The 12,963-nt window shown below is 74.2% G+C and carries 12 protein-coding genes; 11 read left to right on the top strand and 1 reads right to left on the bottom strand.

The genetic code is table 11. The features are described 5' to 3' along the window. Positions 1-20: 20 nt before the first annotated feature. The 8 genes from ACZ7JA_RS25525 to ACZ7JA_RS25490 all read left to right on the top strand — a co-directional run bounded on the left by ACZ7JA_RS25525 (position 21) and on the right by ACZ7JA_RS25490 (position 8,734). Positions 21-1,127, top strand: a complete 1,107-nt coding sequence (locus tag ACZ7JA_RS25525) for a quinone-dependent dihydroorotate dehydrogenase (RefSeq protein ID WP_351663873.1) — start codon at positions 21-23, stop codon at positions 1,125-1,127. Further along, positions 1,124-1,969 carry an orotidine-5'-phosphate decarboxylase gene (pyrF, locus tag ACZ7JA_RS25520; protein ID WP_351663871.1) on the top strand — a complete coding sequence of 282 codons (846 nt, stop codon included), beginning with the start codon at positions 1,124-1,126 and terminating at the stop codon, positions 1,967-1,969. Before ACZ7JA_RS25525 ends, pyrF begins: the two co-directional genes overlap by 4 nt. 300 nt (positions 1,970-2,269) lie before the next feature. Continuing rightward, positions 2,270-2,593, top strand: coding sequence for an integration host factor (locus ACZ7JA_RS25515; RefSeq protein ID WP_003977346.1), 324 nt, complete (start codon positions 2,270-2,272; stop codon positions 2,591-2,593). 61 nt (positions 2,594-2,654) lie between these two features. Continuing rightward, the gene (gene gmk / locus ACZ7JA_RS25510; protein ID WP_351663869.1) at positions 2,655-3,248 is read left to right on the top strand and encodes a guanylate kinase; all 594 of its coding nucleotides are present in this window, start codon (positions 2,655-2,657) and stop codon (positions 3,246-3,248) included. Positions 3,249-3,322: 74 nt separating this feature from the next. Continuing rightward, positions 3,323-3,595 (top strand): DNA-directed RNA polymerase subunit omega, encoded by a 273-nt coding sequence (gene rpoZ, locus ACZ7JA_RS25505; RefSeq protein ID WP_005319902.1) that lies wholly within the window; start codon positions 3,323-3,325, stop codon positions 3,593-3,595. Between the two features lie 131 nt (positions 3,596-3,726). After that, positions 3,727-4,929 carry a bifunctional phosphopantothenoylcysteine decarboxylase/phosphopantothenate--cysteine ligase CoaBC gene (gene coaBC / locus ACZ7JA_RS25500; protein ID WP_470810883.1) on the top strand — a complete coding sequence of 401 codons (1,203 nt, stop codon included), beginning with the start codon at positions 3,727-3,729 and terminating at the stop codon, positions 4,927-4,929. Positions 4,930-5,224: 295 nt separating this feature from the next. Next, positions 5,225-6,433 (top strand): methionine adenosyltransferase, encoded by a 1,209-nt coding sequence (metK, locus tag ACZ7JA_RS25495; RefSeq protein ID WP_351663867.1) that lies wholly within the window; start codon positions 5,225-5,227, stop codon positions 6,431-6,433. A gap of 153 nt (positions 6,434-6,586) precedes the next feature. Then, positions 6,587-8,734 carry a primosomal protein N' gene (locus tag ACZ7JA_RS25490; RefSeq protein WP_389304795.1) on the top strand — a complete coding sequence of 716 codons (2,148 nt, stop codon included), beginning with the start codon at positions 6,587-6,589 and terminating at the stop codon, positions 8,732-8,734. A 106-nt stretch (positions 8,735-8,840) separates the two neighbouring features. Here the strand turns inward: ACZ7JA_RS25490 and ACZ7JA_RS25485 are convergent, their stop codons facing one another. Beyond that, complete coding sequence (locus ACZ7JA_RS25485) at positions 8,841-9,386, bottom strand: hypothetical protein (RefSeq protein WP_351663863.1); 546 nt, start codon at positions 9,384-9,386, stop codon at positions 8,841-8,843. Positions 9,387-9,660: 274 nt separating this feature from the next. On the opposite strand from ACZ7JA_RS25485, the gene fmt reads away from it, so the two are divergent. From fmt to rpe, 3 genes are all read left to right on the top strand, one after another. Continuing rightward, entirely contained in the window at positions 9,661-10,593 is a 933-nt protein-coding gene (fmt, locus tag ACZ7JA_RS25480) for a methionyl-tRNA formyltransferase (protein WP_351663861.1), read from the top strand. 80 nt (positions 10,594-10,673) lie between these two features. Further along, on the top strand, positions 10,674-12,092 hold the full coding sequence (locus ACZ7JA_RS25475) for an RsmB/NOP family class I SAM-dependent RNA methyltransferase (RefSeq protein WP_470810614.1): 1,419 nt from the start codon (positions 10,674-10,676) through the stop codon (positions 12,090-12,092). 146 nt (positions 12,093-12,238) lie between these two features. Further along, positions 12,239-12,925 (top strand): ribulose-phosphate 3-epimerase, encoded by a 687-nt coding sequence (gene rpe / locus ACZ7JA_RS25470; RefSeq protein ID WP_351663857.1) that lies wholly within the window; start codon positions 12,239-12,241, stop codon positions 12,923-12,925. Positions 12,926-12,963 lie beyond the last annotated feature (38 nt).

The raw sequence follows: 12,963 nt of genomic DNA, 5'->3' as shown, positions 1-12,963 counted from the left end.
CCCCTCTTCACGAGGACACCATGTACAAGATCTTCTTCAACCTCGTCTTCAAACGGATGGACCCCGAGACGGCCCACCACCTGGCCTTCCGCTGGATCCGCCTGGCCGTCCGCGTCCCAGGCTTGCGCACGTTCGCGGCGGCCGTCCTCGCGCCCCGCCACAAGGAGCTGCGCACCGAGGCCTTCGGGCTGCGCATGCACGGCCCCTTCGGCCTCGCCGCCGGCTTCGACAAGAACGCCGTCGCCATCGACGGCATGTCCATGCTGGGCTTCGACCACGTCGAGATCGGCACGGTCACCGGTGAGCCGCAGCCCGGGAACCCCCGGAAGAGGCTGTTCCGCCTCGTCGCCGACCGCGCGCTGATCAACCGCATGGGCTTCAACAACGACGGCTCACTGGCCGTCGCGGCCCGCCTCGCCGCACGCGAGCCGGTGTTCCGGACCGTCGTCGGCGTCAACATCGGCAAGACCAAGGTCGTCCCCGAGGAGGAGGCCGCCGGCGACTACGTGAAGTCCGCCGAGCGCCTCGCGCCCCACGCCGACTACCTGGTCGTGAACGTCTCCTCCCCGAACACCCCCGGCCTGCGCAACCTCCAGGCGACCGAGGCGCTGCGCCCGCTGCTCGCCGCGGTGCGCGAGGCCGCCGACCGCGCCGTCCCGGACCGGCGCGTCCCGCTGCTGGTGAAGATCGCCCCCGACCTCGCGGACGAGGACGTCGACGCCGTCGCCGACCTGGCGGTGGAACTCGGCCTGGACGGCATCATCGCCACCAACACCACCATCGCGCGCGAGGGACTCGGCCTGACCTCCCCGCCGTCGCTGGTGAAGGAGACCGGCGGTCTCTCCGGCGCGCCGCTCAAGGCGCGCTCCCTGGAGGTGCTGCGCCGCCTGTACGCGCGCGTGGGCGACCGGATCACGCTGGTGGGCGTCGGCGGCGTCGAGACCGCCGAGGACGCCTGGCAGCGCATCCTCGCCGGGGCCACGCTGGTGCAGGGGTACAGCGCCTTCATCTACGAGGGTCCGTTCTGGGCCCGCGCGATCCACAAGGGCCTGGCCGCACGCCTGCGCACCAGCCCGTACGCCACCCTCGCCGACGCGGTCGGCGCCGACGTGAGGAACGACGCATGACGGTTCTGGAGCCCTTCGGCGCGCGCCTGCGCCGCGCGATGGACGAGCGCGGCCCGCTGTGCGTCGGCATCGACCCGCACGCCTCCCTGCTCGCCGAGTGGGGCCTCCCCGACGACGTCGCCGGCCTGGAGCGGTTCAGCCGCACGGTCGTCGAGGCGGTGGCCGACCGGGTCGCGGTCGTGAAGCCGCAGAGCGCGTTCTTCGAGCGGTTCGGCTCGCGTGGCGTCGCCGTGCTGGAGCGGACGGTCCAGGAGACGCGCGCGGCCGGCGCCCTCGTCGTGATGGACGCCAAGCGCGGCGACATCGGCTCGACCATGGCCGGGTACGCCGAGGCCTACCTGCACAAGGACTCCCCGCTGTTCTCGGATGCGCTGACCGTCTCGCCCTACCTCGGCTACGGCTCGCTCAGCCCGGCCGTGGCGCTGGCCAGGGAGAGCGGCACCGGCCTGTTCGTGCTGGCGCTGACCTCGAACCCGGAGGGCCCCGAGGTGCAGCACGCGGTCCGCGCCGACGGACGCGACGTGGGCGCGACCATGCTGGCGCACCTCGCCGCCGAGAACGCCGGCGAGGAGCCGCTGGGCTCGTTCGGGGCGGTCGTCGGCGCGACGGTGGGGGACCTGTCGTCGTACGACCTCGGCATCAACGGCCCGCTGCTGGCGCCCGGCGTGGGGGCGCAGGGGGCGACGGCGGCCGACCTTCCCCGGCTCTTCGGGCCGGCGGTGCGCAACGTGGTGCCGAACGTCAGCCGGGGCGTGCTGCGCCAGGGGCCGGACACCGGGGCGCTGCGCTCGGCCACGGAGCGCTTCGCGGACGAGATCAGGACCGCCGTCGCGGGCGGCTGAGCTGCCGTGAGGGCGTCGCGGCGCGCGGCCGGCGGGCAGCTTGAGTGTGAATACATCCTCAAATCGAGGGCAGTATGTCTGAAATGTCCGGCCTGACGGCGGCTGACCTGTACTTTTCCGCTGTTCTCGCTGACTCTGGCGGACTTGACCGCTAGTCTCCGAGCAGTGGGGGCACCTCCCGCGCCTCCGCAGGTAGTGGGGGAGAACGGGCAGCGTGTTGCTCGTGGCTCCCCAGGTGTGGGGCGACTAGGTTCCTCACCGGTCCGTATCCGACAGTTCGACATCCGAGGTGACGTAGGCGTGGCTCTTCCGCCCCTTACCCCTGAACAGCGCGCAGCCGCGCTCGAAAAGGCCGCCGCGGCTCGCCGGGAGCGGGCCGAGGTCAAGAATCGACTCAAGCACTCCGGCGCCTCCCTGCACGAGGTCATCAAGCAGGGCCAGGAGAACGACGTCATCGGCAAGATGAAGGTCTCCGCCCTGCTCGAGTCCCTGCCGGGCGTGGGCAAGGTCCGCGCCAAGCAGATCATGGAGCGTCTGGGCATCTCCGAGAGCCGTCGCGTGCGCGGTCTCGGCTCCAACCAGATCGCCTCGCTGGAGCGTGAGTTCGGCAGCACCGGCTCCTGAGTCCGGTCTCCGGCCGGACCGGGAGTCCCGGGCACTCCGGGATTGCTGGAATAATCGCTGCATGGCTGTAACACCCCGGGGGACGACCCCCGTGCCCCCGGACGCACGTCCGCGGCTGACCGTGCTCTCCGGCCCCTCCGGGGTCGGCAAGAGCACGGTCGTCGCCCATATGCGCAAGGAACATCCCGAGGTCTGGCTCTCGGTGTCCGCGACCACCCGCAAGCCCCGCCCCGGCGAGCAGCACGGAGTCCACTACTTCTTCGTCACCGACGACGAGATGGACAAGCTGATCGCCAACGGCGAGCTGCTGGAGTGGGCCGAGTTCGCCGGCAACCGCTACGGCACGCCCCGCACGGCCGTTCAGGAGCGGCTGGAGAAGGGCGAGCCCGTGCTGCTGGAGATCGACCTCCAGGGCGCCCGGCAGGTCCGCGAGTCGATGTCCGACGCCCAGCTGGTGTTCCTCGCCCCGCCCTCCTGGGACGAACTGGTGCGCAGGCTCACCGGCCGGGGGACCGAGCCGCCCGAGGTCATCGAGCGCCGCCTGGACGCGGCGAAGACCGAGCTGGCGGCCGAGCCGGAGTTCGACGAGACCCTCGTCAACACCTCCGTCGAGGACGTGGCCCGCGAGCTGCTAGCCTTGATGGACGTTGTGTGATCGTGACCGCCGCACCCAGGTGCACGCGGCCCCTAGCACCGACTGATTCTTTCCCATCCATCGGAAGGTAGAGCGTGTCCTCTTCCATCACCGCGCCCGAGGGCATCATCAACCCGCCGATCGACGAGCTGCTCGAGGCCACGGACTCGAAGTACAGCCTCGTGATCTACGCGGCCAAGCGGGCCCGCCAGATCAACGCGTACTACTCGCAGCTCGGTGAGGGCCTGCTCGAGTACGTCGGTCCGCTCGTCGACACGCACGTCCACGAGAAGCCGCTGTCGATCGCCCTGCGTGAGATCAACGCCGGTCTGCTGACCTCCGAGGCCATCGAGGGCCCCGCCCAGTAGAACCGCGCGGTAGTACTTTCAGATCGCGGTTGACTCATCCACAGGCCCGGCAGTCACTCCCCCGGAGGGGGACCCGCTGCCGGGCCTGTGGTGTGTGAGGAACCCGTACGTTGCCGAGTCCGGGAGAGATGGTGGACAAGCCGAGGGTCGTTCTGGGGGTCAGTGGCGGCATCGCCGCGTACAAGGCCTGTGAGCTGCTGAGGAGGTTCACGGAGTCGGGCCACGACGTACGCGTGGTGCCCACCGCCTCCGCGCTGCACTTCGTCGGCGCGGCCACCTGGTCCGCCCTCTCCGGCAACCCGGTCTCCACGGAGGTCTGGGACCAGGTCGAGGAGGTGCCGCACGTCCGCATCGGGCAGCACGCCGACCTGGTCGTGGTGGCCCCCGCCACCGCCGACATGCTCGCCAAGGCCGCCCACGGCCTCGCCGACGACCTGCTGACCAACACCCTCCTCACCGCCCGCTGCCCGGTCGTCTTCGCGCCCGCCATGCACACGGAGATGTGGGAGCACCCCGCCACCCAGGAGAACGTGGCGACGCTGCGCCGCCGCGGCGCCGTCGTCGTCGAGCCCGCGGTGGGCCGGCTGACCGGGGTGGACACCGGAAAGGGCCGGCTGCCCGACCCGGTGGAGATCTTCGAGGTGTGCCGCCGGGTCCTGGCCCGGGGCGCCCAGGCGCCCGACCTCCAGGGACGCCACGTGGTGGTCTCGGCAGGCGGCACCCGCGAGCCCCTCGACCCGGTCCGCTTCCTGGGCAACCGCTCCTCCGGCAAGCAGGGCTACGCCCTCGCCCGCACGGCCGCCGCCCGCGGCGCCCGGGTCACGCTGGTCGCCGCCAACACCGGGCTGCCCGACCCGGCCGGGGTCGACGTGGTCCCGGTGGGCACCGCCGTCCAGCTCCGCGAGGCCGTCCTGAAGGCGGCGGCCGACGCCGACGCCGTGGTCATGGCCGCCGCCGTCGCCGACTTCCGCCCCGCCGTCTACGCGGCGGGAAAGATCAAGAAGCAGGACGACCAGGAGCCCGCCCCCATCACCCTGGTGCGGAATCCGGACATCCTCGCGGAGATCTCGGCGGAGCGAGCCCGGCCGGCGCAGGTCGTCGTCGGCTTCGCCGCGGAGACCGACGACGTGCTCGCCAACGGCCGCGCCAAGCTCGCCCGCAAGGGCTGCGACCTCCTCGTCGTCAACGAGGTCGGCGAGCGCAAGACCTTCGGCTCCGAGGAGAACGAGGCCGTGGTGCTGGGCGCCGACGGCAGCGAGACCCCCGTGCCGCACGGTCCCAAGGAGGCCCTCGCGGACGTCGTCTGGGACCTGGTGGCCGCCCGTCTCGGCTGACCTCGCCGCCGGCGTTGGGCCGTCCGGGCGCGGCCCGGTTCGGCCGTCCGGGCCCTTCTGGTCCGGCCGCGGGACGTCGGTTTTCCGCCGCACAATGTCGCGTGGCGGGCCTGGCCAAGGCCGCTCGGCATTGTGCAGAATGCCCGTGCCGCAGGTCACAGCACTCCCGAGTGGCGAGACACGTGGGCCGGCGGCCGAGTGCGACCGATAAACTGTTCTCGGACGACGTCGGGTGCAGCCCCCCGCGTCATCTGCCAATGATCAGCCAGCAGCCGCTGCAACCCCAGGGAGCGTTGTGTCCCGTCGCCTGTTCACCTCGGAGTCCGTGACCGAGGGTCACCCCGACAAGATCGCTGACCAGATCAGCGACACGATCCTCGACGCGCTGCTGCGCGAGGACCCCTCCTCGCGCGTCGCCGTCGAGACGCTGATCACCACCGGCCTGGTGCACGTGGCCGGCGAGGTCACGACCAAGGCGTACGCGGACATCGCGACCCTGGTCCGCAACAAGATCCTGGAGATCGGTTACGACTCCTCGAAGAAGGGCTTCGACGGAGCCTCCTGCGGCGTCTCGGTGTCGATCGGCGCGCAGTCGCCGGACATCGCGCAGGGCGTCGACACGGCCTACGAGTCCCGGGTCGAGGGCGACGAGGACGAGCTCGACAAGCAGGGTGCCGGCGACCAGGGCCTGATGTTCGGCTACGCCTCGGACGAGACCCCGACGCTGATGCCGCTGCCGGTCTTCCTGGCGCACCGCCTGTCGAAGCGGCTCTCCGAGGTCCGCAAGAACGGCACCATCCCCTACCTGCGTCCCGACGGCAAGACGCAGGTCACCATCGAGTACGACGGCGACAAGGCCGTCCGCCTCGACACCGTCGTGGTCTCCTCCCAGCACGCCTCGGACATCGACCTCGAGTCGCTGCTCGCGCCCGACATCCGCGAGTTCGTCGTCGAGCCCGAGCTGAAGGCCCTGCTGGAGGACGGCATCAAGCTGGACACCGAGGGCTACCGGCTGCTGGTCAACCCGACCGGCCGCTTCGAGATCGGCGGCCCGATGGGCGACGCCGGCCTGACCGGCCGCAAGATCATCATCGACACCTACGGCGGCATGGCCCGCCACGGCGGCGGCGCCTTCTCCGGCAAGGACCCGTCCAAGGTCGACCGCTCCGCCGCCTACGCCATGCGCTGGGTCGCCAAGAACGTCGTGGCGGCGGGCCTGGCCTCCCGCTGCGAGGTCCAGGTCGCCTACGCCATCGGCAAGGCCGAGCCGGTGGGCCTGTTCGTGGAGACCTTCGGCACCGCCAAGATCGACCACGAGAAGATCGAGAAGGCGATCGACGAGGTCTTCGACCTCCGTCCGGCCGCCATCATCCGCGACCTCGACCTGCTCCGCCCGATCTACGCCCAGACCGCCGCGTACGGCCACTTCGGCCGTGAGCTGCCCGACTTCACCTGGGAGCGCACGGACCGCGTGGACGCCCTGCGCCAGGCCGCGGGCCTGTAGTCCCGACCCGGTCGTCCCGCCGAGGCCCGGCTCCCCTTCGGGAGCCGGGCCTCGGTGCGTCCGGCGCTCCCGCACCCCCGTGCCCGTGCCCGCCGTCCCGGCGGGAACCGCTCGGGGCGCCGGTTGTCGGTGGCGTTTGGTAAGAATGCAAGCGTGAGCAGCGAGAACGGTTCGGGGGACGGCGGGGCCGAGGGGGCGCCGCCGGAGCAGCTCGCGCTCATCCGGGAGAGCGTGCGGGAGGCCAGGGTGCCCCGGGCCAAGCCGCGGACCTGGCGGGGCGCCGCGCTGGCCGGGGAGCTGCCCGTGGCGCGGGTGCTCGTCGACAAGGGCGTGCTGCACCTCGACCGCTACTTCGACTACGCGGTGCCCGAGGAACTGGACGCCGAGGCGCAGCCCGGGGTCAGGGTGCGGGTGCGGTTCGGCGCCGGACGGGGGCGCGTCCGCGAGGGGCGGCGCGAGGGCGGCGGGCTCATCGACGGCTTCATCGTCGAGCGGCGGGCCGAGTCCGACTACTCGGGGCCGCTGGCGGCGCTCGCCCAGGTGGTCTCGCCCGAGCCCGTGCTCGGCGAAGAGCTGCTGGGGCTCGCGCGGGCCGTCGCCGACCGGTACGCGGGCAGCCTCGCCGACGTGCTGCAGCTCGCCGTGCCGCCGCGCAGCGCGCGCGCCGAGCGGCGGCCCTCGCCCGCCCCGCTGCCTCCGCCGCCGGCGCCGGAGCCGGGCCCATGGGCGCGGTACGAGCACGGTGCCGCGTTCGTCGAGTCGCTGGCCGCCGGTGCCGCCCCGCGGGCCGTGTGGAACGCCCTGCCCGGCCCGCTGTGGAGCGACGAGCTGGCCCGGGCCGTCGCCGCCACGCTCGCCTCGGGACGCGGCGCGCTCGTCGTCGTACCGGACGGGCGGGCCGCCGCCCGCGTGGACGCCGCGCTGACGGCGCTGCTCGGCGAGGGCCGGCATGTGCTGCTCACCGCCGACGCCGGCCCCGAGAAGCGGTACGCGCAGTGGCTCGCGGTGCGGCGCGGTGCCGTGCACGCCGTCGTCGGCACCCGCGCGGCGATGTTCGCGCCCGTGCGGGACCTGGGCCTCGTCGCCGTCTGGGACGACGGGGACGGCAGCCACAGCGAGCAGCACGCCCCGCAGCCGCACGCCCGGGACGTCCTGCTGCTGCGCGCGACGCTCGACAAGTGCGCCTTCCTGCTCGGCGGCTGGAGCTGCACGGTCGAGGCGGCCCAGCTCGTCGAGAGCGGCTGGGCGCGTCCCCTGGCCGCCGGCCGCGAGCAGGTACGGAGGGCCGCCCCCCTCGTGCGCACGGTCGGGGACGACGACCTCGCGCGCGACGAGGCCGCCCGCGCCGCCCGGCTGCCCACGCTCGCCTGGCAGGCGGTCCGCGAGGGGCTGCGGCACGGCCCGGTGCTGGTGCAGGTGCCCCGGCGCGGTTACGTGCCCCGCATGGCCTGTGCCCAGTGCCGGGCGCCCGCCCGGTGCCGGCACTGCGCGGGCCCGCTGGAGGCCCAGGACGCCGGCGCGCTGCGGTGCGGCTGGTGCGGACGCGAGGAGGGCGCCTGGCACTGCCCGGAGTGCGGGGGCTTCCGGCTGCGGGCCCAGATCGTGGGGGCGCGTCGGACCGCCGAGGAACTGGGACGGGCCTTCCCCGCCGTACCGGTGCGCACATCGGGGCGCGAGCACGTGCTGGACACCGTGCCGGACACGCCCGCGCTGGTGGTGAGCACGCCCGGGGCCGAGCCCGTCGCCGAGGGCGGCTACGCGGCCGCCCTGCTGCTGGACGGCTGGGCCATGCTCGGGCGGCCCGACCTGCGGGCCGGTGAGGAGGCGCTGCGCCGGTGGATCGCCGCCGGGGCGCTCGTGCGGCCGCAGGGCGACGGCGGGACGGTCGTCGTGGTGGCCGAGCCGACCCTGCGTCCCGTGCAGGCGCTGGTGCGCTGGGACCCCGTAGGCCACGCGGTGCGGGAGCTGGCCGAGCGGGCCGAGCTGGGCTTCCCGCCGGTGTCCCGGATGGCGGCCGTGTCCGGTACGGCCGAGGCCGTCGCCGAGTTCCTCGGCGCCGTCGCGCTGCCCGAGGACGCCGAGGTGCTGGGGCCGGTGCCGGTGCCGCCCACGCTGCCGGGCCGGCCCCGCAGGCCCGGTGCGCCGCCGCCCGGCGAGCACTGGGAGCGGGCGCTGGTGAGGGTCCCGCCGGGCAGCGGGGCCGCGCTGGCCACCGCGCTGAAGACGGCCCAGGCCGCGCGGATGGCGCGGGGAAGCGAGGAGCCGGTGCGGGTGCGGATCGATCCGCCGGACATCGGCTGAGGGCCGCCGGCAGCGGCCGGAGGACCCAGGTGCCGTCGGCCGGCACGCGTCTGCCCTCCCGGTGCCTCCCGGGAGGGCGGGGATGAGACCGGGCCGGGCGGTGCGCTCAGCCGTTGCGCGGGCCGGGGAAGGCCGTCGTCCGGGCGTCGTCGCGGAGCGTCGGGCTGCCCGCGGTCGGCTGCGTCGGCATGGAACGGGCCGCGGGAACCGTCGGCACCGCGGCGGGCAGGGGAGAGTTCACGTCGAGCGTGCGGGTACCGGACGGCTCGGTGGCCCGCTCGTTCTCGGCGGCCGCCTGCGTCGCGGCCCGGCGGGCGCCGTAACGGCGGTGCACCGCCTGCTTCGTGACGCCGAGGGCCGAGCCCACCGCGTCCCAGGAGAAGCCGAGCGAGCGGTCGAAGTCCACGGCGGCGGTGACCAGCGTCTCGACGCTGTCCCGCAGTTCCTGGGCGAGGCGGACCGTCGGGGCGGGGGCGCGGCCGTAGACGACGAAGCCCGTGGACGGGCCGGAACGGCGCGGACGGTAGACGTTGCCCAGCTGGGCGGTGAGCGTGCGGAGCGCGTCCACCTGCCGGCGGACCCGCTCGATGTCCCGCACCAGCAAGTGCAGGCTGGCCCGGGCCTGGGCGTCGTGGGTGGCGTGGTCGGCCATGAACAAGCCTCTCGAACCGGCGTTGAAAGGAATCCGGGCCGCTGGCGCGGCCCGATGCGGTCAACTCTCTCTTGACAACGCGTGGACGCTCCGCCGGTCACGGGGTGGGGGCGTGCGGGCATATGCGTACGCCGCCCGCCGCCCGCGCACCACCGGCGCGGGCCGGGCGCCGCCGGCGACCGCGCGTCCCCGGCAGGTGGGACGGTGGACCCGGCCGGGCCATAGACTGGTGCGCCGCCCGTCCGACCCCCGCCCGAGAGGCCCGATCCCGCCCATGAAGCTCGTGTTCGCCGGCACCCCCGAGGTCGCCGTTCCCGCCCTGGACGCTCTTCTCGCCTCCGGGCGGCACGAGGTGGCCGCCGTCGTCACACGGCCCGACGCGCCGGCCGGACGGGGGCGCAGGCTGGTCGCGTCCCCCGTGGCCGAGCGGGCGGCGGAGGCCGGCATCGAGGTGCTGAAGCCGGCCAAGCCGCGCGACCCCGAGTTCCTGGAGCGGCTGCGCGAGATCGCCCCGGACTGCTGCCCCGTCGTCGCCTACGGCGCCCTGCTGCCCCGGGTCGCCCTGGACATCCCGGCGCACGGCTGGGTCAACCTGCACTTCTCCCTGCTGCCGGCCTGGCGCGGGGCCGCACCCGTGCAGCACGCCCTCATGGCGGGCGACGAGATCACCGGGGCCTCCACCTTCCTCATCGAGGAGGGGCTCGACTCGGGTCCGGTGTACGGCACCGTCACCGAGCAGGTCCGGCCCACCGACACCAGCGGCGACCTGCTCACCCGGCTCGCCTTCGCCGGCTCCGGACTGCTGGCCGCGACCATGGACGGCATCGAGGACGGCACCCTGAAGGCCGTACCGCAGCCGGCCGAGGGCATCACCCTCGCCCCCAAGATCACCGTCGAGGACGCCCAGGTGGACTGGGCGGCGCCCGCGCTCCGCGTCGACCGGGTGGTGCGCGGCTGCACGCCCGCGCCCGGCGCCTGGACCACGTTCCGCGGCGAGCGGCTCAAGCTCGTCCAGGTCGCGACCGTCCCCGAGCGCTCCGGTCTGGCCCCGGGGCAGCTCGTGGCCGGCAAGAACAGCGTGCACGTGGGCACCGGTTCGTACGCCGTCGAGCTGCTCTGGGTGCAGGCCCAGGGCAAGAAGCCGATGCGGGCCGCCGACTGGGCGCGCGGGGCGCGCATCGCGGAGGGGGAGACGCTCGGGGGCTGAGCCCCGGGCGGCGGGGGCGCGGCCGCGCCGACGTACGCTGGGATCCGCACCCCCTTCTTCACATCCGGAGCACCTTTTTCGTGAGCGAGCAGTCCCAGCGGCCGCGCCGGCCCGCCAAGCCGTACCGCCGTCCCCAGAAGGACCCCGTCCGCATCCTGGCCTTCGACGCGCTGCGCGCGGTGGACGAACGGGACGCGTACGCCAACCTGGTCCTGCCGCCGCTGCTGCGCAAGGCGCGCGAGAAGGGCGGTTTCGAGGCGCGGGACGCCGCTCTGGCCACCGAGCTGGTGTACGGGACGCTGCGCCGGCAGGGCACCTACGACGCGGTCATCGCCGCCTGTGTCGACCGGCCGCTGCGCGAGGTCGACCCGCCGGTGCTGGACGTGCTCAGCCTGGGCGCGCACCAGCTCCTCGGGACCCGGATCCCGACCCACGCCGCCGTGTCCGCGTCCGTGGAGCTCGCCCGGGTGGTGCTCGGGGACGGGCGGGCCAAGTTCGTCAACGCGGTGCTGCGGAAGGTGGCCCAGAACGACCTCGACGGCTGGATCGAGAAGGTCGCGCCTCCTTACGACGAGGACCCCGAGGACCATCTCGCCGTCGTGCACTCGCACCCCCGCTGGGTCGTCTCCGCGCTGTGGGACTCCCTCGGCGGCGGCCGGGCCGGCATCGAGGAACTGCTGGCGGCCGACAACGAGCGGCCCGAGGTCACGCTCGTCGCGCGGCCGGGCCGGGCCACCACCGAGGAGCTGCTGCGCGAGGAGGCCGCCGTGCCGGGCCGCTGGTCGCCGTACGCCGTGCGGCTGGCCGAGGGCGGTGAGCCGGGCGCGGTGCCGGCCGTGCACGAGGGGCGGGCCGGGGTGCAGGACGAGGGCAGCCAGCTGGTCGCCCTCGCGCTCGCCAACGCTCCGCTCGACGGTCCCGACGCCACGTGGCTCGACGGCTGCGCCGGTCCCGGCGGCAAGGCCGCCCTGCTGGCCGCCCTCGCCGCGGAGCGCGGGGCCGCGCTGCTGGCCGCCGAGAAGCAGCCGCACCGGGCCGGACTGGTGGCCAAGGCCCTCCGGGGCAACCCGGGCCCGTACCAGGTGATCACCGCCGACGGGACCCGGCCGCCGTGGCGGCCCGGCTCCTTCGACCGGGTCCTGATGGACGTGCCCTGCACCGGACTCGGCGCCCTGCGCCGGCGCCCCGAGGCACGCTGGCGGCGCCGCCCGGAGGACCTGGACACCTTCGGGCCGCTGCAGCGCGCCCTGCTGCGCACCGCGCTGGACTCGGTGCGGGTCGGCGGGGTCGTCGGCTACGCCACCTGCTCGCCGCACCTCGCCGAGACCCGGGCGGTCGTCGCCGACGTGCTCAAGCAGCGCCCGGAGACCGAGCTGATCGACGCCCGCCCGCTGCTGCCCGGCGTCCCGGCGCTCGGCGCGGGCCCGGACGTACAGCTCTGGCCGCACCTGCACGGCACCGACGCCATGTACCTGGCCCTGATCCGCCGCACCGGCTGACGCCCGGCCCGCGGTTCCCCGGGGACGCGGGGAACAGGGCCACCGGGCCTCCACCGGCCGCGGCCGGCTCCCGACGGCCGCCGCCGGGACACGGCCCGCGCGGACCGCCGTTTCAGCGGAGAGCGGCGGCATGGCAGGCTTGGGCCATGGCCGCGCAGATCAACCCCAGCATTCTGTCCGCCGACTTCGCCCGCCTCGCGGACGAGGCCAAGGCGGTCGAGGGAGCCGACTGGCTCCATGTCGACGTCATGGACAACCATTTCGTCCCGAACCTCACGCTCGGCGTGCCGGTCGTGGAGTCCCTCGCGCGTGCCACGGGCACCCCGCTGGACTGCCATCTGATGATCGAGGACCCCGACCGCTGGGCGCCGCAGTACGTGGAGGCGGGGGCCTCGTCGGTCACCTTCCACGTCGAGGCGGCCGCCGCGCCGGTGCGCCTCGCCCGGGAGATCCGCGCCAAGGGCGCCCGCGCCTCCATGGCGCTGAAGCCGGCGACGCCGATCGAGCCGTACGAGGACCTGCTGCCGGAACTCGACATGCTGCTGATCATGACGGTCGAGCCGGGCTTCGGCGGGCAGGCCTTCCTGGACATCATGCTGCCGAAGATCCGCCGTACCCGGGAGCTGATCGGCAAGCACGGCCTGCAGCTCTGGCTGCAGGTCGACGGCGGTGTCTCCGCCTCGACCATCGAGCGGTGCGCGGAAGCCGGCGCGGACGTGTTCGTGGCCGGCTCGGCCGTGTACGGGGCCGAGGACCCCGCGGAGGCGGTGCGGGCGCTGCGCGCCCAGGCGGATTCCGTTACCGCCGAGGCGTCCTGGGCATGCGGCCACTGAGCCACGGCTACGTGAACGCTTGAGTGAACGCCGCCCAT

The sequence above is a fragment of the Streptomyces sp. NPDC038135 genome (genome assembly GCF_055601245.1).
The sequence above is the reverse complement of the archived record's forward strand: the minus strand, read 5'-3'. Positions and strand labels throughout refer to the sequence as shown.

Bases quoted from the DNA above. Each gene is read 5' to 3' on its own strand.
- ACZ7JA_RS25525 (WP_351663873.1), top strand. From the start codon at position 21: ATGTACAAGATCTTCTTCAACCTCGTCTTCAAACGGATGGACCCCGAG.
- pyrF (WP_351663871.1), top strand. From the start codon at position 1,124: ATGACGGTTCTGGAGCCCTTCGGCGCGCGCCTGCGCCGCGCGATGGAC.
- gmk (WP_351663869.1), top strand. From the start codon at position 2,655: ATGGCTGTAACACCCCGGGGGACGACCCCCGTGCCCCCGGACGCACGT.
- ACZ7JA_RS25485 (WP_351663863.1), bottom strand. From the start codon at position 9,386: ATGGCCGACCACGCCACCCACGACGCCCAGGCCCGGGCCAGCCTGCAC.
- fmt (WP_351663861.1), top strand. From the start codon at position 9,661: ATGAAGCTCGTGTTCGCCGGCACCCCCGAGGTCGCCGTTCCCGCCCTG.
- rpe (WP_351663857.1), top strand. From the start codon at position 12,239: ATGGCCGCGCAGATCAACCCCAGCATTCTGTCCGCCGACTTCGCCCGC.